This is a genomic window from Erythrobacter crassostreae (assembly GCF_019204045.1).
GTDB lineage: Bacteria > Pseudomonadota > Alphaproteobacteria > Sphingomonadales > Sphingomonadaceae > Erythrobacter > Erythrobacter crassostreae.
On record NZ_JAGSPC010000003.1, the window covers coordinates 1 to 20,736 of the forward strand.

General features: G+C 55.9%; 18 protein-coding genes. 14 read left to right on the forward strand and 4 right to left on the reverse strand.

Going from position 1 to position 20,736, the window contains the following annotated elements; all coding sequences use genetic code 11:
* Positions 1-90 precede the first annotated feature (90 nt).
* Complete coding sequence (locus KCG46_RS11395; protein WP_369410213.1) at positions 91-1,116, reverse strand: GNAT family N-acetyltransferase; 1,026 nt, start codon at positions 1,114-1,116, stop codon at positions 91-93.
* A gap of 23 nt (positions 1,117-1,139) precedes the next feature.
* Here KCG46_RS11395 and KCG46_RS11400 point away from each other — a divergent pair, with 23 nt between their 5' ends.
* The 13 genes from KCG46_RS11400 (at position 1,140) to KCG46_RS11460 (ending at position 17,418) form a co-directional block, all read left to right on the forward strand.
* Positions 1,140-2,708, forward strand: a complete 1,569-nt coding sequence (locus KCG46_RS11400) for an acyl-CoA ligase (AMP-forming), exosortase A system-associated (protein WP_218405562.1) — start codon at positions 1,140-1,142, stop codon at positions 2,706-2,708.
* The gene (locus KCG46_RS11405) at positions 2,705-3,937 is read left to right on the forward strand and encodes a pyridoxal-dependent decarboxylase, exosortase A system-associated (protein ID WP_218405563.1); all 1,233 of its coding nucleotides are present in this window, start codon (positions 2,705-2,707) and stop codon (positions 3,935-3,937) included. The genes KCG46_RS11400 and KCG46_RS11405 overlap by 4 nt, the downstream gene beginning before the upstream one ends.
* Before the next feature lie 187 nt (positions 3,938-4,124).
* A complete protein-coding gene (locus tag KCG46_RS11410) occupies positions 4,125-4,772 on the forward strand; it encodes an XrtA/PEP-CTERM system exopolysaccharide export protein (RefSeq protein ID WP_218405564.1) in 648 nt (215 codons plus the stop codon).
* A 15-nt stretch (positions 4,773-4,787) separates the two neighbouring features.
* A complete protein-coding gene (locus KCG46_RS11415) occupies positions 4,788-6,311 on the forward strand; it encodes an XrtA system polysaccharide chain length determinant (RefSeq protein ID WP_218405565.1) in 1,524 nt (507 codons plus the stop codon).
* Positions 6,312-6,333: 22 nt separating this feature from the next.
* Entirely contained in the window at positions 6,334-7,326 is a 993-nt protein-coding gene (locus tag KCG46_RS11420) for an AAA family ATPase (protein WP_218405566.1), read from the forward strand.
* A 2-nt stretch (positions 7,327-7,328) separates the two neighbouring features.
* A complete protein-coding gene (locus KCG46_RS11425; RefSeq protein ID WP_255551982.1) occupies positions 7,329-8,945 on the forward strand; it encodes a preprotein translocase subunit YajC in 1,617 nt (538 codons plus the stop codon).
* Positions 8,946-8,964: 19 nt separating this feature from the next.
* The gene (locus KCG46_RS11430; RefSeq protein ID WP_218405568.1) at positions 8,965-10,134 is read left to right on the forward strand and encodes an XrtA/PEP-CTERM system-associated ATPase; all 1,170 of its coding nucleotides are present in this window, start codon (positions 8,965-8,967) and stop codon (positions 10,132-10,134) included.
* 2 nt (positions 10,135-10,136) lie between these two features.
* Positions 10,137-11,060, forward strand: a complete 924-nt coding sequence (locus KCG46_RS11435) for an XrtA system polysaccharide deacetylase (protein WP_218405569.1) — start codon at positions 10,137-10,139, stop codon at positions 11,058-11,060.
* Positions 11,057-12,118: a FemAB family XrtA/PEP-CTERM system-associated protein gene (locus KCG46_RS11440; protein WP_218405570.1), complete on the forward strand. Its 1,062-nt coding sequence runs from the start codon at positions 11,057-11,059 to the stop codon at positions 12,116-12,118. The genes KCG46_RS11435 and KCG46_RS11440 overlap by 4 nt, the downstream gene beginning before the upstream one ends.
* Positions 12,119-12,129: 11 nt before the next feature.
* The gene (locus KCG46_RS11445) at positions 12,130-13,356 is read left to right on the forward strand and encodes a TIGR03087 family PEP-CTERM/XrtA system glycosyltransferase (protein ID WP_218405571.1); all 1,227 of its coding nucleotides are present in this window, start codon (positions 12,130-12,132) and stop codon (positions 13,354-13,356) included.
* Positions 13,346-14,383, forward strand: coding sequence for an exosortase A (gene xrtA, locus KCG46_RS11450; protein WP_218405572.1), 1,038 nt, complete (start codon positions 13,346-13,348; stop codon positions 14,381-14,383). Before KCG46_RS11445 ends, xrtA begins: the two co-directional genes overlap by 11 nt.
* A 13-nt stretch (positions 14,384-14,396) precedes the next feature.
* Positions 14,397-16,295, forward strand: coding sequence for an XrtA/PEP-CTERM system amidotransferase (locus tag KCG46_RS11455; RefSeq protein WP_218405662.1), 1,899 nt, complete (start codon positions 14,397-14,399; stop codon positions 16,293-16,295).
* Positions 16,296-16,494: 199 nt separating this feature from the next.
* On the forward strand, positions 16,495-17,418 hold the full coding sequence (locus KCG46_RS11460; RefSeq protein WP_218405573.1) for a crotonase/enoyl-CoA hydratase family protein: 924 nt from the start codon (positions 16,495-16,497) through the stop codon (positions 17,416-17,418).
* A gap of 3 nt (positions 17,419-17,421) precedes the next feature.
* Here KCG46_RS11460 and zapE read toward each other — a convergent pair whose 3' ends face one another.
* Genes zapE through KCG46_RS11475 form a run of 3 tightly spaced genes read right to left on the reverse strand, consistent with a single transcriptional unit; the run spans position 17,422 to position 19,787 of the window.
* Complete coding sequence (gene zapE, locus KCG46_RS11465) at positions 17,422-18,537, reverse strand: cell division protein ZapE (RefSeq protein WP_218405574.1); 1,116 nt, start codon at positions 18,535-18,537, stop codon at positions 17,422-17,424.
* Entirely contained in the window at positions 18,538-19,002 is a 465-nt protein-coding gene (locus KCG46_RS11470) for a PaaI family thioesterase (protein ID WP_218405575.1), read from the reverse strand.
* Between the two features lie 2 nt (positions 19,003-19,004).
* Complete coding sequence (locus tag KCG46_RS11475) at positions 19,005-19,787, reverse strand: succinate dehydrogenase iron-sulfur subunit (protein WP_218405576.1); 783 nt, start codon at positions 19,785-19,787, stop codon at positions 19,005-19,007.
* Between the two features lie 161 nt (positions 19,788-19,948).
* Here KCG46_RS11475 and KCG46_RS11480 point away from each other — a divergent pair, with 161 nt between their 5' ends.
* Entirely contained in the window at positions 19,949-20,683 is a 735-nt protein-coding gene (locus KCG46_RS11480; RefSeq protein WP_218405577.1) for an SDR family NAD(P)-dependent oxidoreductase, read from the forward strand.
* Positions 20,684-20,736 lie beyond the last annotated feature (53 nt).

Below are 20,736 nucleotides of genomic sequence, written 5' to 3' on the forward strand. Positions count from 1 at the left end.
CGGGCTCATGCCAGTGTAGATCCCTTGCATTCGGCAATGACCGTAGGAATGACGGCAAAGCGCCAAAACCCCGTCCTCGTGGAGCGCGCCTTAGCCAGAGCGGGGTTCGCGTGCAAGTTCCGGCACCTCTGGCGTTCGTAACCGTCCCAATGCGAGCCGGCCCAAATCGATCCACCCTTTAACCGAACGCATGTTGAGGCAATCGATCCGGTAACGAGGCCGGATGCTGTCCATCCAGTCCGCCTTGTAAGGCTGATCACCTGTTCCGAAGTCGACTAGGGTTACACCGTCTTTGTCTATCACGTGCTCAAAGAGCGCCGCTGAAAGCGTGGTGCCCGCGGACAGGTTCTTGTGACTTTCGAGGTGGGCGAGCTTATGAATGTAGGCGATCCCGTTTTCGACAGTCCAGAACTGTGCGGCGATCGGCTCATCTTCGTAGAAGGCGAGCCCCAATCGCAAACGGCCAGCGTTCGATTCTTGATTTGCAAAGGCTTTCAGCATGGCCGGATTGCCCTCAGCAGGTTTCCAGCTTGCTGCATAAATCCGTTCGTATTGGTCCCATGCTTGGGCATCGAACGTGGTCAATACAGAAACGGAGACCTTCTTGGCCTTACGCTTTAGAGTAGTCCGGAGGCGACCGGGGCGCGATGCCCAGTATTCGGCAAAACTCCGCCTGTTCACGAACAAAATGTGATTGGTGTCGCAAGTGGTCACTTCGACACGCCATCCGGCCGCCGCAAACGATCTGGCGAGGCGCGTTGCCGAACCATCCTCATCGGGGACCTGATCAAGTGTAGTTCGGTGAAAGCGAGCTCTTAGATCACGGGCAATCGCTTGAAGCTTTGCATCCTGCAAAGCGTTGTCTGCGATCAGCGGCCGCCAGGTGAAACTGTACCAGTTCCGCAGCGCTGATGCGCGGCCCTCGGTTGCCTGCAAAACAATCGCTGCCGAACCGGTCCCGTCATGTGCCGATACGACAAGAGGATCAAAACCGATGTCCTTGAGCAAGTCAAACCACTCTGGCCGATCAAACGGTGATGCCGCACACGAAGCCACATCTTGCAAAGACGGGCCTTGCAAGACGTTAACGCTATCGTGATACCTAACTTCAATCACCCAAATGTGCTCCACGGAACTTCATGTCTAATCGACCAAAAACGAACGCTATCGAGCCAGATCCAGCACCGCGGCCACTTGATCACCTGGCCGAGTTGGCGGGCGAGGGTGGTTACGGAGCGCGTCCGGCATTGGTCTTACGCGAAGGTGTGCTTAACCACGATGAGTTAAGACTGCGTGTCGAACGGCTCGCAGGTTGGTTGGCCCGCGAACTGCCAGGCAAAGGCGCGAGGGTCGCGACATGGTCTGCCAAAGGCGAGCTGACGTGTCTGATGCCTCTCGCAGCGGCAAGAGCGGGCTTGGTCCATGTGCCCATCAATCCACTCCTCAAACGCGCCCAAGCGGCCCATATTCTCGCTGATAGCGGCGCGGTCATGCTGGTCGGCACCAAATCACGTATTGCTGCGCTCGAAGAAGGGGACGCACCGCCGAGCTGCGCAGTTTGGGAAGAAAGTGAATGTCTTGAGGCAGCGCAGAACGCAAGCTTGGCACATGGACCCTCAGAACGCGATCCGGGTGAGCTCACCGCGATTCTCTACACCAGTGGTTCTACCGGTCGCCCGAAAGGGGTGATGCTGAGCCACGCAAACCTATGGCTCGGTGCCGTAAGTGTCGCGCATTACCTCGGCATTGCGCAAGACGATGTGACACTGGCCGTCCTGCCGCTGTCATTTGATTACGGTCAGAACCAACTGCTGTCGACATGGTTCGCTGGCGGCAGTGTTGTTCCGCTGGATTTCCTGTTTCCGCGCGATGTTGCAAAGGCGTGCGCGAAACACTCGATTACAACCCTCGCGGCTGTGCCTCCGTTGTGGGTGCAATTGACGGAGATCGATTGGCCCGATGATGCAGTTTCATCGATGCGCCGCATGACCAATAGTGGCGGCGCTTTGACAACAGATCTGGTGCGCGATCTGCGCAAAATTTTTCCTGATTCCGATCTTTATGCGATGTACGGATTAACCGAAGCGTTCCGCTCGACATATCTCGATCCTGCGCTTGTGGAAAAGCATCCAACTTCAATGGGTAGGGCGATTCCTTTCGCAGAGATCCTAGTGATCAATGATAAGGGCGAAATTGCCTCTCCCGGATCCGAGGGTGAATTGGTTCACTGCGGTCCTTTGGTTGCGCAAGGATATTGGCAGGATTCGGAGCGAACAGCACAGCGGTTTAAACCTGCTCCGCTCCAGTCCCAATATGGCGGCACCGCGGTTTGGTCCGGTGATCGGGTTAAACGCGAAGAGAACGGATTGCTGTACTTTGTCGGACGCCGCGATGCGATGATTAAAAGCGCAGGCAACCGTATCAGCCCGCAAGAGATTGAAGAAGCCGCCATCGCAACCGATCTTGTTGCCGAAGCGGTGGCTTTGGGGTTGCCCGATGCCCGTTTGGGTCATGCCGTGCATCTCGTTGTGCGCGGCGCTGAAAGCGCCGAAGAACGGTCCGAACTGCCCAAGATATTAAGACAGGAATTGCCCAACTTTATGCAACCGCAAGCAATTCACTGGCGTGATGCGATGCCTCTCAATCCCAATGGAAAGATTGATCGTACGGCTCTTTATCGTGAACTTTCAGGAGAAGAGGCGGTATGAAGACCAAGCCACTTGGACCTATCCCCGCAGGATACATGGCGATTGACGGCGAGCTTGCGATCGCGGGCCGCAAAGCAAGCGAACTTGTCGAGCAAGCGGGCAGGACGCCGCTATTTGTTTATTCGCGCGAGCACTTGGATGCGCGCGTAGCCGATCTGCGAGCGGCTTTGCCGAGCCGCATCGGCGTAAACTATGCGATCAAAGCAAATCCGCATCCCGATGTCGTCCGTCATATGGAGCCGCTGGTGGATGGCTTCGATATTGCATCGTCGGGCGAGTTGGCGATGACGGAAGCTGCGGGAATTGATGCGAAACGTGTCAGTTTTGCTGGGCCGGGCAAGCGCGATGATGAGTTGGAGGCCGCAATTGCAGCTGGGGTCACGCTCAATTGCGAATCAGAGGGTGAGGCAAAACGCTCGCTGATAATCGCCCATCGCATTGGCAAAACACCAAAGATCGCGATCCGCGTAAATCCGTCTTTCGAGCTTAAAGGTTCGGGGATGAAGATGGGTGGGGGCGCAAAGCAATTTGGCGTGGATGCGGACAAAGTCCCTGCGCTCGCCAAGAAAATCACCGCTCAAGGCGCCGAATGGCGCGGCTTGCATATTTTCACTGGCAGCCAGGCGCTGAATGCAGATGCAATCATAGAAGCGCAGTCTAACGTGCTGAATTTGGCGGTGGAACTTACGCAGGAAATCGGCAAGCCCTTGCCCAAGCTTAATATGGGCGGCGGCCTTGGTATTCCCTATTTCCCAGGCGATGAAGCGGTTGATCTAAAGGCAATCGGTGCTGCGCTGCATGAGCGGGTATCCGAACTTCCAGACGAGTTGGCCAATACGGAGCTGTGTCTTGAGCTAGGACGTTATCTGGTCGGAGAAGCGGGTGTGTATCTGTGCCGCGTGATTGATCGCAAAGAAAGCCACGGCACGACCTATCTCGTCACCGATGGCGGATTGCATCATCAGCTTGCTGCATCGGGGAACTTTGGCACAGTTGTAAGGCGCAATTATCCTGTTGCGATTGCGAGCCATTTTGATGCCGAGCCAGACGATGTAGTTAACGTCGTCGGGTGTCTCTGCACACCGCTGGACCGGCTTGCAGATTTTGCGCACCTTCCGCGTGCGGAGGTTGGCGATCTGGTCGCGGTATTCTGTGCCGGTGCTTATGGAGCGACCGCCTCACCCTCGGCATTTCTGGGGCACGGGCCAGCGGCGGAGCTGCTTACCTAGGTTTACGTTAACGCCTGTTAAACCTTTGTCCCGAAACGGGATAGGAAGCGAAATCGGGCGATATCACTAATATTATGTTCACCATTTTCAGCCAGAGAGATCGGGTCATTCGCGTGCCCCGGTACAGCAGGTCGCTCCTGCATCCACGTATCGAGGGCCGCCGAACCAAGGCCAAGGATACGTATCGATGCTTAATTCGCTGTCTCTCACCCGTCTCGCTGCACTTGTCGCGGCTCCGCTCGCGTTAGCCGCGTGCGCTGGAGGTCCAAGCACCCAACTGCCGCCTGCCACGTTCACAACCGGAACGAATGAAGCCCCGACCGAGAATTACATCCTGGGGCCTCTTGATCAGATCACCGTTCATGTTTGGCGGAATCCGGAACTGTCAGCGGAAGATATTCAAGTCCGGCCTGATGGCCGAATCACGATTCCGTTGGTTCAGGACATGGTCGCCGTGGGCAAGACCCCGACACAGCTTCAGGACGATATTAAGGAAGAGCTGAGCGAGTATATCGAGCAGCCAATCGTTTCTGTCATTGTGAATGAGTTCAACGGCGCCTTGCCGCAGCAAATCCGGATCACTGGTGCCGGTGCAGAGCCTGCCGCTCTTGCTTACCGGGCGAACATGACCGTGCTCGACGCGATGATCGCTGTTGGCGGTTTGGGCGAGTTTGCCGCTGGAAACCGGGCCACTTTGACGCGCTTCGACGCGGAGCTCGACAAGAACGTGACATATCGGCTGCGCCTGAAAGATCTCCTGAACAAAGGTGATCCCAGCGCCAACGTCGCTCTGAAACCGGGCGATACCATTTCTATTCCGGAGAGCCGTTTCTAACGGGCGCGCTGATTTATGAACGAGATTATCGAAGAACTGCGCTCGGCGCTCTATTCGGTCTGGCATCGCCGCTGGATCGCAATTGCTGTTGCGTGGGGCGTTTGCCTGCTGGGCTGGCTGGCGGTTTCGACCATTCCCAATTCCTACGAATCGAAGGCGCGCATCTACGTTGACGAAGAAGATGTGCTTTCGGACCAATTGGACATTGCCGGTGATGGTCGTGATGAAATCATGAAGGTTCGCCAAACTCTGGTCAGCACGAAAAACCTGAAAAAGGTGATCAGCTCGACTAAGCTGGGCGAAGAAATCACTGAAACAACGCAAATGGACGCGGCCGTTGCCGACCTTGCGGAGCGTGTCGAAGTTACGAGCCAGCAGGACAACCTGTTTGAAATCGTCGCGACGGTTGGCGAAGGCCGCTTGTCCGACGCAGAGAACGCGGTGCTCGCGCGCAATGTAGTCCAGAAACTGCTCGATATTTTTCGTGAAGAACACATTTCTGGCAGCCGCGCGAGCATCAACAGCGCGATCGCCGAATTAGACGATCAGCTCGAAGAGCGCAGGGCAGAGCTTGAAGCGGCTGAAGAGCGCCGCTTGGCTTTTGAAGCACAGTATCCTGAATTGATTGGCGGCACCACGACCCTTTCTACGAAGATACAGCAAGCACGAACCGAGCTTCGCGATATCGACGCCAATCTAGCCGCTGCGACCAGCTCTTTGGCCGCGATTAATGGTCAGCTTGGGAACACCCCTCGCACCATTGCGGGCGGACCGAATGCCACCGGACCGCGCGCTGCATTGTTGCAGGCGCAAGGCCAACTTGCAGAATTGCGCGGGCGCGGCCTGAAAGACGGTCACCCTGATGTTATCGCCACAACCAAGCAGGTCGTATTGCTGCGTCAACAGGTTGAAAACGCTGGACCTGATTCAGATGCTGGCACGCCAAATCCCGCATATTCATCGCTGGTGGCGATCCGTTCGGACCGCCAGGCATCGGTCGAATCTCTTCAAGCCCGCCGCGCCGCGTTGCAATCGACGGTTGCAACATTGATGGCGAGTCAGGCGAGTGAGCCAGAAGTCGCTGCCGAAGCGAACCGCATCAGCCGCGACTATGAAGTGCTTCAGAAGAACTACGAAGATCGCCTTCAGGATCGCGAAGAGCTTCGCACGCGCGGCAATGTTGAGGACGAGACCAGCCAGTTCAAATTCGACCTGATTGACCCTCCTGTCGTGCCGCAGAAACCCGCTGCGCCCAACCGCCCTCTATTGCTGCTGGGCGTCTTGATTGTGGGTCTCGGCGCGGGCGGGGCTGTTGCCTATGGGCTCGGCCAGCTGAAATCGAGTTTTGCCACACCGCAAAAGCTTGAACGTACATTCGATATGCCGGTGATCGGGTCCATCTCGCTCACCATTTCCGAAGCCGCGCGCTCGCTTCAAAAGCGGCGTTTCAAACAATTCGCCGGGGCCTGTGCAGGGCTTGTCGGAGTGTTTGTGATTCTGCTCGCGATCGAGGTTGTCTCGGTCGGAACAGTCGCGTGATCGGGCTCGGAGGACACAGAGAATGACCGAACAGAGCAAGATCAATAAAGATACCGCAAAGCGGGCTTCACTGTTGGAGCGTGCAGATCGCGTATTTGGGTTGGACAATCTTGGCCCGGCCAAAGTACCGACCAATTTGCCTAAGCCAAGCAGGCCGCAAGTTAAGCCGCAGCCGGCCCAGGCTCAGCCTGCGCCACCGGCTGCGCGCATTCCAACGGGCATGCAAGCTCCTGTAGAGGTCGCCCCGCAAGTGGCCCCTGAACCGGAGCCAGAACCGGCTGTAAGCCTTTCCGGCCCATATCAGGATATCGAACGCTGGAACCTGCAGGATGCGGGCCTGATCGTTCCGGAAAATCCGGTAACAGCGCTTCTCGAAGAGTTCCGTATCGTGAAGCGGGACATCATTGCTGATGCGCGCGTCAGGCGTGACGCCAAACAGCGCCGCATTCTGGTTTGCTCCCCGCATCAGGGCGAAGGTAAAACCTATTGCGCGATCAATCTCGCAATCGCACTTGCCGCCGAACGCGATGCCGAGGTTTTGCTGGTCGATGCAGATGTGATCCGACCTTCTGTCGCCAAACGTTTGGGGATTGAAGCAGGACGCGGCCTTATGGATGCATTGGCCAATCCGTCACTTCGCCCGGAAAAGCTTGCGATCAAGACCGATATCGAAGGGCTGTTTATTCTGCCAGCCGGCACTACCAGCGCGAACGATTCTGAACTGCTGGCAAGCGAGCACACCGGTGAAATTCTTGACCGTCTAACCCGCGGTGCGCCCAACCGTTACGTCATATTCGATACGCCGCCTGCGCTTGCTGCGTCGGCTGCAGCCGAACTGGCAGCGCATGTGGGCCAAACGGTCCTTGTCGTTCGTGCCGATGAAACAAGTCGCGCTGCGCTTGAAGACGCTCAGCAACTTCTTTCGGCCTGCCCGAATATCAAACTGTTGCTCAACGCAACGCATTTCAGTCCGTCCGGTCGCCGCTTTGGCGATTATGGCGAAAGTGAGGAATGATCATGAAGAACATTCGCACCTGCTTACTCGTTGGCGCTGCAAGCGCTCTTTTTGCTACATCAGCCAATGCTCAGGAAGCAGAAGACGCCCCGCGCGTTGTTTCTGTCCAGCCTTACATTGAGGTCAACCAGATCCTGTCCGCAGAATTGCAGCCGGGTGATGACGTTGTAACCTTCACACAGGTCGCTGCCGGCATCGATGTGAATGCTCAGGGCCGCAACAGCGGCGCCTCGGTATCGGTCCGGTATGAGCGCAATATCGGCTACGGCGATGATGCTGTCGATACCAACACTGTCAGCGGTATTGCGCGGGGCTATGTCTCTTTGATCCCGCGGGCTTTGACATTTGAGGCTGGTGGTTTGGCTAGCCGCACCCGCGTTGATGGCGGCGGAGCTGTTTCGCCGAACCCCCAAGTTAGTGAAGACGCTGCTAGTCAGCTTTACAGTGTATATGCCGGGCCTAGCCTGAGCACTCAGGTCGGCTCGGTTGAAGTCTCTGGCCTTGCACGCGTCGGCTATAACCGGTTCGAAGCCGATAACACGGTGTTCGATCAGAACGGCGATCCGGTCGATGTGTTTGACGACAGTGTTACGTACAATGCCCAATTGCGGGCAGGGACGCGGGCTGGCGATCCATTGCCAGTTGGTGTCGGTGTAACGGGCGGCTTCTATCAGGAAGACATTTCCAACCTCGATCAGCGTGTTCGTGACGTATACGTTCGCGGTGATTTGACCTTGCCGGTAACGGACTCGCTCGCTTTGGTCGGCGGTGTCGGTTACGAAAATGTCGAAGTGTCGAGCCGCGATGCACTGCGCGATGTGAACGGTGATCTGGTTCGCGATGCTGCGGGACGCCTTGTCACAGACGAAGCATCACCGCGTATCCTTGCATTTGATGTGGACGGCTTGCTTTGGGACGTTGGCGTGCTCTGGCGTCCAAGTGCGCGCACATCGCTCGCTGCGAGTGTCGGGCGTCGGTACGATTCAACGACCTACTACGGCAGCTTTGCCTACGCACCAAGCAGCCGCAGTTCCTTCAACGTCAATGTTTACGACGGTGTGAGCGGATTTGGCGGACGTTTGAACAACGCGCTTGCCGATTTGGGCACTGACTTTGATGTCTTGCGCAATCCGGTATCAGGTGACTTTGGCGGACTTGTCAGCGGACAAGAAGGCTCTGGCCTCGTCAATTCGCTCGGTTCGGTCCGTTCGTCCGCATTCCGTGGCCGCGGTGTCAACGCCAGCTATCAACGCAACATTGGCACAGCCACTGCCGTGATCGGCGCAGGCTATGACCGCCGCGAGTTTATCGGCGCAGAAGGCACAGTGCTTGAAGCGGTCGATGGCGTGATCGATGAAAGCTACTACATCGCCGGCGGCATCAACCGTCCGATTGGTCGCAGCGCGACCTTTGCGGCCAATGCGTACGTCAACTGGTTCGATAGCGGCACAGACAATGGCGATGCGACAGGCTTTGGCGCTTCGGCGGCCTATGGCCGTTCGCTGACCAACAAGCTGACCGCCCGCGCGGCGCTCTCTGTTGACTACATCGATAGCGACTTCACCGACGAAGATTTCGCCACCGCAACTGCGCTGCTTGGCCTGCGCTACAACTTCTGATCTTTGGAGCTACACACTCATGTACGATCAATTTTACGGGTTTAGCGGACGGCCATTTCAACTGACTCCCGATCCCGAATTCTATTTCGAGAGTTCAAGCCATAGGAAGGCGATGTCGTATCTTGGATACGGCCTCAATCAGGGCGAAGGGTTCGTTGTGATCACTGGTGAGGTGGGCGCGGGTAAATCAACCTTGGTCGCCCATTTGATGGATCGAACCAATCCAGAAGAGATGACCGTCGCGCAAGTCGTGACGAGCGCCTTGGACGGGAATGAGCTGATCCACGTGGTTGCCCAGGCATTTGGCATCCCGGTCGAAGGTCAGGACAAGGCCGCGGCATTGGGTGCAATCGAGCGATTCCTGCAGGACGAGGCCCGCGAAGGTAAGCGTTGCTTGCTGATCGTGGATGAATGTCAAAGCCTTGATCTCACAGCTCTCGAAGAAATGCGGATGCTGTCAAATTTTCAGCTTGGCTCGCATCCTTTGCTTCAGACTTTGTTGCTGGGTCAGCCGGAGTTTCGCCGCACACTCGCGCAGCACCCCGATCTCGATCAGCTGCGTCAGCGGATCATCGCATCGCACCATCTTGAGGCTCTCGATGCTGAGGAAGTGGAGGATTACATTCTCCACCGTCTGAAACATGTCGGTTGGCAAGGGCGACCAACGCTTCGCCCGGGTTTGCTGCCAGCATTGTTCGAAGCGACAGATGGTATTCCGCGCCGCGTCAATCAGGTGATGAACCGGTTGCTGCTGCTTGGAGCGATTGAAGAGCAAGACGCTCTAACGACTGAAATGCTCGATGCAGTAATCGAAGAGATGGGCACGGATACAGCGCGCGGTTCAAGCTCGCAGCCAAGCCCGCTCAGCATTGAGCCATCGGTGGAAACCGCCGAGCCTGCCGAGGAGCAGGACATAGATAGTGTGCCCGCTACCGAAGTCGCCGCATTGCTCGCGCAAAGAGACGAGCGCACTGCCGAACTCGAAGCGGCTTTAAGCGATCTGCAGGCCGCTGGCATCGCACCGATCGCGGAAGCAGCACCGTTCTCGGATGAACCGTCTGAGGCGGAAGTGAATGCTGCACTCAGCCGCATTGAACAGCGTCTGGAGGAGCAGGAACAGTCGTTCCGGCACGTACTCACCATGCTGATCGAATGGCTTGAGAACGATAAATCGCGCGAGGCAGCGTAACGATGAACGGGACCACTCCCGCTGCAATTCATAGCTCCGCAATCGTCAACGGTCTTTCTGTTGACGTGGAAGACTGGTTTCAGGTCGGTGCGTTCGAAAATGTAATCGAACGCAGCGACTGGGACGGTCTGAAGACGCGGGTCGAGGATAATGTGAGCCGGATCATTGATCTGTTCGACGCAGCTGATGTGAAAGCGACATTCTTTACGCTTGGCTGGATCGCAGAGCGCCATCCAGCGCTAATTCGCCGGATCGCGGATGCGGGTCACGAAGTCGCTAGCCATGGTTACGATCACGCTCGGGTGTTCACCTTTGATCAGCCAGCTTTTGGTGCTGACCTCGCGAAGGCGCAGGCAATCTTGCAAGATGCCTGCGGTCAACCGGTCACCGGCTACCGCGCTCCCAGCTTTTCAATTGATCAACGCAACACATGGGCGTTCGCGGAACTTGCCGAGCAAGGTTACATCTATTCGTCCAGCGTCGCGCCGATCACCCATGATCACTATGGTTGGCGCGAAGCACCGCGCTTCGCGTTCCGCCCCCTTTCTTGGTCGGACATGATCGAAATTCCGGTCACCACGGCCATACTGGGCGGGAAGCGTGTTGCCGCGGGCGGAGGCGGGTTTTTCCGCGTTCTGCCTTATGCATTTTCGCGTTGGGCAATCCGCCAAGTGAACAGCCGGGACGAGCGCCCTGCGGTGTTCTACTTCCACCCATGGGAGATAGACCCTGATCAACCGCGCGTTCCCAATGCGCCCCTTCGGTCAAAATTGCGTCACTATACCGGCCTCGAACAGATGGCCGGTAAATTGAGCGATCTCGCTAACGAATTTGCTTGGGGCAGGATGAATGAAGTTGCCGCGCGTGAAGCCGCGCGTGCTGGCCAATTCTTTGTCGATGTGGCTGATAAGGATGTTGCGGCGTGAATGCGCCGGTGAAACTCTCCCACGTAGCGCGTTTTGCTGATCTTCGCGATCCGGCAACCGTTGCGCGGATTGATGAATTCGTCAGCGATCAAGGCGCGAGTGTGTTCCATCGGCCTGTGTGGTTGCAAGCTGTGGAGGCTGGCACCGGCAAAACTGCTACAGGCATCATCACCGAACAGCTCGGCGTGATTACCGGATGGCTGCCGCTGACCGAAGTGCGTTCGCTATTGTTCGCGAATACTTTGGTTTCGAGCGGCTTTGGCGTCGGTGGAGGTATCCTTGCAGAGAGCAATGATGCGGTAAACGCACTCGCCAAGGCAGCGCAGCACCATGCGGCCAATGCAGGTTTTTGCAGCATAGAGACGCGCGGGGGTGCAATTCCTCAGGATTGGCCTCGTTGGGAAGACAAGCATTGCGGGTTCGAACGCGACCTTGCCGAGGATGATGAAGAAGAATTGCTCGCAATTCCGCGCAAGGCCCGCGCCGAAGTTCGTAAAGGTCTGAAAAAAGATCTCGAAATACGCATCGCGCGTGAACAGCGCGATCTTGATGCGCACTATACGGTCTACAGCGAAAGCGTGCGCAATCTTGGTACGCCGGTTTTCCCTCGCAAGTTGTTCAAGGCAATGCTCGATGCTTTTCCGAATGAGAGCGACATCCTGACTGTCTTTAAAGACGGGAAGCCTATTTCAAGCTTGTTCTCGTTTTATCATGGCGGCGCTGTTTTGCCGTTCTGGGGCGGCGGAACGTTTGCTGCGCGAAACGAGCGCGCGAATGAACTCATGTACTACAAGCTAATGCTGCATGCACGTGGGCGCGGCATGAAGCGTTTTGACTTCGGGCGGTCAAAGACCGGAAGCGGACCTTACAATTTCAAGAAAAACTGGGGCTTTGAGCCGGTACCATTGAAGTATGGCGAGTGGACGGCTCCGCGCGAGGAAGGTCGTGATATTGATCCGACTAGTGACGCGTACAGCCGCAAGATCGAGCTTTGGAAAAAGCTTCCACTGCCTGTCGCAAATGTGATTGGCCCGTGGATCGCGCGCGATTTGGCCTGACAGAACTGATAATGGGCGACATTCTTTTCCTGGCGCACAGAGTGCCTTTTCCGCCCAATCGCGGGGACAAAATCCGTGCGCACCATTTGTTGCGCAAGCTTGCCTCTATTGCGCCGGTCCACGCAGGTTGTTTTGCCGAAAGTGATGAGGATCGCATGGGTGAAGCGGAGTTGCAGGCAATCTGCGCGAGCCGTTGCGTTGTAAATCGCTCAAAGCCCTTGGTCCTTGCTGGCGCAGAAGCAGTCCTTTTAAACAAGCCTGTCAGTCTGACGGCATTCCACAGCGCGAAGCTGCAAAGCTGGGTCTGTGAAACGATTGCGGCTCAGAATATTGCAACCATTGTGATCTTCTCTGGTCAGATGGGCCAGTATGTTCCCGATGACTTTGATGGCCGCGTTGTGATTGACCTTTGCGATGTCGATAGCGCGAAGTTTGAAGGCTATGCCGAAGCCGGGGAACGCGTGTGGCTAAACTCGCGGGAAGGGCGCCTATTGGCCGCTGAAGAAGAGCGGTTATGCAAGCGTTCCGACACGACGATCCTTATCACGGAAAACGAAGCCCAGCTGTTCCGCAGCCGGTTGAAGTCCTCAGATGGAACCAACGTGACTGTTCTGGGGAACGGCATTGATGCCGAATTTTTCGATCAGAAGGCTGTCGAAGGCGATGCGAAAATCGCCGCGCGTTCAGGCCCGCATTTTACCTTTACTGGTCAGATGGATTACCGCCCGAATGAGCAAGCCGCTTTGTGGGTGATCGACAATTTTCTGCCCGCTGCACGCACCGTCTACCCTGATGCAGAATTTCATATTGTCGGACGCAACCCGACTGCAAAACTGCTTGCCCATCAAGGTGATCCGGGCCTGACAATTCATGGGGAAGTACCCGATGTCAGACCGTTTATTGCGGCTGCAGACTGCGTTCTTGCGCCTTTGTTGATCGCTCGCGGAGTGCAGAACAAAGTGCTCGAGGCAATGGCGATGGCGAAGCCTGTCTTGGCGACGCCGGAAGCTGCAACCGGCATTCCCGCGGGCGACGGGGAACACTGGATGGTTTGCCCAGCGGATCCTGAGGCAATGATAAAACGTGTCGCTGCGACGGTTATGGATCCGTCAGCAAATGACCGGATGGGGGAAAAGGCGAGGGCTTTCGTGCTGAAGCACCATGCTTGGGATGCGATGTTAGCGCCTTTGGAAACGATGGTTGCTACCGGTCATGCGGAGGCGCGCAATGCCGCCTGAAGCAACTACTCCGCAATCCTCATGGCGTCAGGAAGGTGTACTGGATCACGTTCCTGAAAACTGGCGCGGGCCGCTCGGTTTGTTTGCTCTCTCTTTTCTCGGACTGGGTGTCGTTACCGCGCGTGAATGGGGCGAGATGTTCCATCAATGGTGGAACATAGATACATATTCTCACATCCTTCTGGTGCCGCTTATCCTAATATGGCTTGTTTGGCTGCGCACGGATGAGCTGCAAAAAATCACTCCAAAACCATGGGCGCCGGGACTTTTGCTCATAGCCGCAGGTCTTGGGTTATGGCTGGTCGGAAGGCTGACTGACATCAATCTGTTCGCGCATGCCGGTGCGGTGGGCGCGGTGCAGGGGGCAGTTGTCGCGACGCTTGGGTTGAGAGCTTCAATAGCGCTTGCGCTTCCGCTCGCGTTTGCCACCTTCCTTGTGCCCTTTGGCGATGAATTGATACCGGCATTGCAGATGGTTACGGCTGAAATTGCTATTGCGCTCACGCATTTAAGCGGCATTCCAGCGGTGGTTGATGGGATATACATCGAAACGCCAGTTGGATTGTTCATCGTGGCCGAGGCGTGTTCTGGCGTAAAATTCCTGATCGCCATGATCACCCTTGCCGTGCTGGTTTGTTTCACCCGATTTGATAGCTGGCGCCGCCGGATTGCCTTTCTGGCTGCATCCATCATCATTCCGATCATTGCCAATGGTATCAGGGCATGGGGAACAATCTATATCGCGCAGAGCCAAGGTGTCGAATTCGCGGCAGGTTTTGACCACATATTCTATGGCTGGATATTCTTTGCCATCGTTGTCGTCGTCCTGATCGCCGGGGCTTGGCGCTATTTTGAACGGGAGCCTGACGATCACGGTTGGACTGCTGACGAAATACAAACCTGGCCTTGGCTCGACAAAGCAGAGCAATCCAATACCTCTGTTTCTGCGGCAGCTGGCGCGATTGCGGCGATGGCCCTTGCCGCAGCAATGATCGCGGCGATTGTCGACCCAATGGCGATCAGCTAGGTCCCGAAGCATTATGTGCGGGATTGCCGGAATTTTTCATGCGGAAACGCCTAAGCCGGTCGATCCTGTTCGGGTCGAGCGGATGTGCGACGCGATGGTGCATCGCGGGCCTGACGGAGCAGGGGTCTGGACCGAACATGGTGTAGGGCTTGGCCATCGTCGTCTTTCAATCATCGATCTGGAAGGCTCCCCGCAGCCAATGCATTCAGCAGACGGCCGCGCGGTGATTGTCTTCAACGGTGAAATCTACAATTTCAGAGAGCTGAGAAGCGAGCTCGAGAAAGGTGGGGCCCGTTTCCGGACGCAGGGCGACACCGAGATGATCCTTGCCGCTTGGCAGCGTTGGGGCACCGGCTGCCTGGAAAAGCTCCAGGGCATGTTTTCCTTTGCGCTGTATGACATCGACAAACGTCAATTGCTGCTCGCCCGTGACCGATTTGGTGTAAAACCAATGTTCTTGGCCCGTCTTTCGGATGGCAGTATTGCTTTCGCTTCAGAGCTAAAGGGTCTGCTCGCGCATCCTTTGCTGCGCAGGAACGCTGATCCGGCAGCGCTCGATGCGTATCTGACCTGGGGTTATGTTCCCGACACGCACTCCATCCTTGCAGGTGTTGAAAAACTGCCTGCAGGACATTTCATGCTGCTGGAGCAGGGTAAGCGGCCACAAGGTTCCAAGCAGTGGTGGGACATTGATTTCACTGATCGAAAAACGGGCAGTGAAGCGGACCTTTCGGCTGAACTGGTTCACTTGATGCGAGAAGCGGTCCAGTCTCGCATGGTATCAGATGTGCCGCTTGGGGCGTTTCTTTCGGGAGGCGTTGATTCATCGAGTGTGGTCGCATTGATGAGCGAAGCGAGCACCGATCCCGTCCGAACGTGCTCAATCGGATTTGATGTCGCAGGGCTGGACGAAACCAGTTACGCGCAGCAGATCGCGGAGAAATTCGGGACAGATCATACCGCACGCACAGTCGGCCAAAATGACTTTGGCGCGATAGATGAACTGGCCGGGATGTTTGATGAGCCGTTCGCGGATGCATCGGCATTGCCCACTTGGAGGGTGTGCGCTCTTGCCAAGGAGAAAGTTACTGTCGCGCTTTCGGGAGACGGTGCTGACGAAGCGTTCGCTGGCTATAGGCGCCAGGTCTTTCACCATCATCAAGAGCGCATCAGGTCTGTTCTTCCATCGGGGCTGCGCGAAACGGTGTTTGGCGGGCTTGGGCGGGTTTGGCCAAAGGCAGACTGGGCTCCGCGTCCTTTGCGGGCAAAATCGACCTTTCTTGAACTCGCCCAGGGCGGAGACGAGGGGTATGCGCGCGGACTTTCAGTGATGACGCCGGAGCAACGTCATGCGCTTTATTCCGAAAGTTTTTCTGCTTTGATGCGCACCCACCGCGCTGAGGACGAGCTTGTGGCGCTTATGCGAAGTGCGCCTGCGCAAAGCGGCCTCGACCGCGCGCAATATGCCGATTTGAAATTCTGGATGCCCGGTGACATTCTCACCAAGGTCGATCGCACCAGCATGGCGGTAAGCCTTGAGGCTCGTGAGCCGCTGCTGGATCACCGGCTAGTGGAGTTTGCGGCGCGCCTTCCTGAAAAAATGAGGATCAAAGGTCGAACGGGCAAATTTCTCCTCAAGAAATGCATGGAAAGATACCTTCCAGACGACATTCTTTATCGGCCAAAGCAAGGATTTGTAGCGCCGATTGCCGATTGGTTTCGAGGGCCATTGGCGGATGAGGTGCGCGGTGTTGCAAACAGCTCTTTGCTTGCGGAGACCGGTTGGTTCTCGGCTAAAACATTATCCGAATTGGCCGATGCACACATAGCAGGCCGTAGCGACAATTCGCGAGTACTCTGGCAAATATTGATGCTGGAAAAATCGCTGAATCGGCTTGGAATCTCGGGATAGCTGATTTCGTGGATGCTATACTTTGACTGTATGTTTGACCCAGATTGAGACTCAAGCTGCCGGATAAGTGTAAATTATTGATTGCCAATCAACTCGCCACTCGCTTAACATTCAGAACATAGAGCCTATAGGCCAGTCGCAAGTTAGCTGTTTTAGAGCGGCTTTCATAAAATTCGGGTTGTGTTTGGAGTAATGCGTAATGGATAGCAGCGCGAGCAGAGCAGTCCCGTTAATCGGTGACGAAGAACTGTACGCTGAAAGCGCACTCCATGCCTCTATTCCCGACGCGCTATTCAATCTTACAGAACTTGATGTTTTGTATGAAGACACAACAGCAACCCTTTGGACATACATTAATCCAGAGGGGCGTCCGAGCTTTACTCCAGCGATGCTCAATGACTTCGAAAGCTGGCAGAGCCTTATATCTCAGGGTTTCGGTCGCGATAAAGTGCCGTTGCGCTATCTCGTACTCGGAAGCCGTTCGCCTGATGTGTTCTGCTTTGGCGGAGATCTCGACCTTTTTCAGAAGTTGATCCGAGAGCGTGATCGAGATGGATTGGTCAATTACGGCCATCGGTGCTGCGCGATACTTGATCGGAATATCCGCACTCTTGATATTCCAATGCTCACCGTTGGGTTGGTGCAGGGCACTGCACTGGGCGGCGGTTTTGAAGCGCTCTTGTCGTTTGATTTTATCATCGCAGAGCGGCAGGCCACGTTTGGCCTGCCCGAAATCATGTTTGGGCTCTATCCCGGTATGGGCGCGCATGCGCTGTTGTCGCGTAAGCTTGGTAGCGCGATGGCGGACCGGATTATCATGTCAAACGAGACATACACCGCTGAACAAATGTACGACATGGGAATTGTCCATCAGCTTGCAGAACCGGGCGACGGTTTGAACGCTACCCGCGATTTCATTAAGAAATCCGAACGCCGCCACGCTGGTATGGTCGGCGCGCGATTGGCGACCAAAAAAGTTTGGCAGCTCGAACTCGATGAATTGAACCGGATCACAGAAATGTGGGTGGACGCAGCGCTTGAATTGCGCGAGCATGATTTGAAGGTGATGAGCCGTCTCGTCGCAGCCCAAGCGCGACTGGCTGAGCGGATTGCCGCTGCTTAAGACTTAATGTTCTGCGCCGTGGCCGAGCGCCATGTATTCATCGCTTTGCATTTCATTGAGCCGGCTCGCCGTTCTTTCGAACTCGAAACTACCGTCCCCTGCGGAATACAAAGCGTCGGGACGGGCAGCCGCCGTCGCGAATAGTTTCACCCGGTGTTCGTAAAGCGCATCGATCAAAGTCACAAAGCGCGCTGCTTCGTTGCGCATCTCCGGTCCCATTTCCGGAATTCCAACAATTATAACCGTATGGAACCGCCGCGCTATTGCGAGGTAATCGGGCGCACCGCGCGCTTCTTCGCAAAGCCGTTTAAAGCTGAATACGCCAACCCCTTTTAGCGATTTGGGCACATGCAGGGTGCGGTTTGCACCGACAGCCAATTCCTCTGTCGGAACATGTTCGGCATCCTCCGGCGCAAAGTCAGTTAGACGAAAAAACACCTCGCGCACTTTATCGGTCGAAGCATCGCCCAGCGGCGTATGCCACGTGGCCAACCCGCCAATCCGATCGAGGCGATAATCCGTTGGTCCGTTGAGCCCGACAACATCCAGCTCGCCTTCGATCAGATCAATGAAGGGCAGGAAATGTTCGCGGTTCAAACCGTCTTTATAGAGGTCGCCGGGAGGGCGGTTGGAAGTCGTAACAATCGTGACATTCTGCTCATGGATAAGCTGGGTGAAAAGCCGGCTCATAATCATTGCATCTGCGGAGTTGTTCACGACCATTTCGTCAAATGCGAGGCAGCGGATATTTTCGCCCAGGATCTCTGCAACCTTGGGGATCGGGTCGCCACTTACGCTCTTTCGGGCTTCCCGCATTTCAAGATGCACTTCCTGCATGAAAGCGTGAAAGTGGGCGCGGCGTTTTGCATCCAGACTTAGAGTTTCGTGAAACAAATCCATAAGCATGGACTTTCCGCGTCCAACACCGCCCCACATGTAAACGCCTTTGGATTGTGCCTGCTTTCGACCGAACAATTGCCCAAGCAAACCGCCGGGTCTTTGCGCCTCCATCTCTTTTTGAAGGGCATCGAGTCGCGCAGCGCAGCGCCGTTGATCGGGATCTGAACGCAACTCGCCCGAGGCGATCAGTTGCTCATAGCGCGCCAACAAACCGGCCATCTATGCGCCCTTGCGCGGCACAAACTTGCGGATAATGCCGCTAAAAGCCGCGACGGTGTCGTCATCCTGAAGAACCTCACCGCGAACAAAAACGAGCTTGCCCGTTTCGCGGATGATCTGCGTCACAGCATCGAGTGGCCGCGACGGATCTCCACCGCCGATGAATTGGGTTGACAGTTCCAGCGTCACAGACGGTCCGGCATTCCCCGAGCCGACAACGTGCATGGTCGTGAACATCGAGATGTCGATCAGACCCAGCGAAACTGCACCGTGGATGATGCCCTGCAAATTCTCATGGCGTCGCTCTGGAAACATGCGCAACCGGCACTTGTCGCCTTCACGGCGCGTGATGAGCTTGCCCATCACAGCGCCATTGAACAGCGTTTCGTCTTTGAGATTCCAGCGATGCCATCCCGGATTATCCGGATCAGGCAGATGATCGAAAACGTCGTCTTTAAGCGCCACGATTAGATCGCGCGTTCGGCCATCATCTTCTTGGTCTCTGCGATTGCCTTGGCCGGGCTAAGGCCTTTGGGGCAAACATTCGCACAGTTCATGATCGTGTGGCAGCGATAAAGACGGAACGGGTCTTCGAGCTGGTCGAGGCGCTCACCCGTCATTTCATCGCGGCTATCGGCCAGCCAGCGGTAAGCCTGAAGCAGGATTGCCGGGCCAAGAAATTTGTCGGAATTCCACCAATATGACGGGCACGAAGTCGAACAACACGCGCAAAGGATACACTCGTAAAGCCCATCAAGCTGCTCGCGCTGCTCTGGGGACTGAAGGCGTTCCTTACCCGACGGTGTCGGGCTGACCGTTTGCAGCCATGGGCGGATAGACTCGTATTGCGCATAGAAATGCGTGAAGTCAGGCACGAGGTCTTTGATCACGTCCATGTGCGGCAGCGGCGTGATTTGAACGTTTCCCTTCAGATCTTCGATTGCGGTTGTGCACGCAAGTCCGTTTTTGCCGTTCATATTCATCGCGCATGATCCACAAATCCCTTCGCGGCATGACCGGCGGAAAGTCAGCGTTGGATCAATCTCGTTCTTGATCTTGAACAAAGCGTCCAGAACCATGGGGCCGCATTCATCAAGATCGATTTCAAACTTGTCGTAACGCGGGTTTTTGCCGGTATCGGGATCGTAACGATACACTTTGAAACCCTTGACCCGCTTGGCGTCATCGGCCTTGTGGACTTTGCCGTCCTTCTTGATCTTGGAGTTCTTCGGAAGCGTAAAAGTCGCCATGGTATTCTGATCCCGTTGTCTGTTGCCACCTATCTAACGGCTTGGCGTGTTGAGGCAAGATGCAGAATGTTGCGACATTTGAGATACCCGTTGAAGAACATTCAGCACACACTGTTTTGATTGCTTGGGAACTGGGCGTGTGCTGCCTTTGTTTAGCCAATATGATCAAGACACCTGAATGGCCTCGAACTGCAGCAATCTTTGGCAGCACTGGCGGAATTGGCCACGCGCTGAGCCACGCGCTTGCGGCAAAGGGATGCGAAACGATCTATTGTGGGTCTCGCCAAGGCATTGAGCCCTCCGGCCCGCGCCTTGTGCCATTCGATTTTGATCTGACCGATGAGGCCTCAATCAAAGCTGCGGCTGAGCATATGAAGGAGCGGCCACCGGAATGGGTGATCATCGCGACGGGAATACTGACGTTGCCGGACGGAAGAGGGCCTGAGCGGACGTATAAACGGATTGACGGTGATGCCATGGGCCAGGTGCTGGCACTGAACACAATTGGCCCGGCGATGATCGCAAAATACATTCTACCCTTGATGCCGCGCGCTGATCGATTTGTGTTTTCGGCAATCAGTGCGCGCGTCGGATCAATCAGCGACAATGGATTAGGCGGATGGCATTCTTATCGCGCATCAAAAGCGGCGCTGAATATGTTGCTCAAGAATTTCGCGTTGGAAATCGGACGTACCCATAAGCAAGGCGTAATTGTCGGGCTGCATCCCGGCACGGTGAACAGCGATCTATCGGAGCCATTCCAGACGAATTTACCCGATGGCCAACTCACAAAGCCGTCCGATGCGGCGAACAATCTGCTGGATGTCTTGGCAGGCTTGAGGGCCGAGGACAGCGGGATGGTGTTCGATTTCAAAGGCGAGGCAGTTCCCGCTTGATCTCTGATGCGGTTTTGACCATCGGTCAGGAAAACTGTTTCCCTTCTCGATAT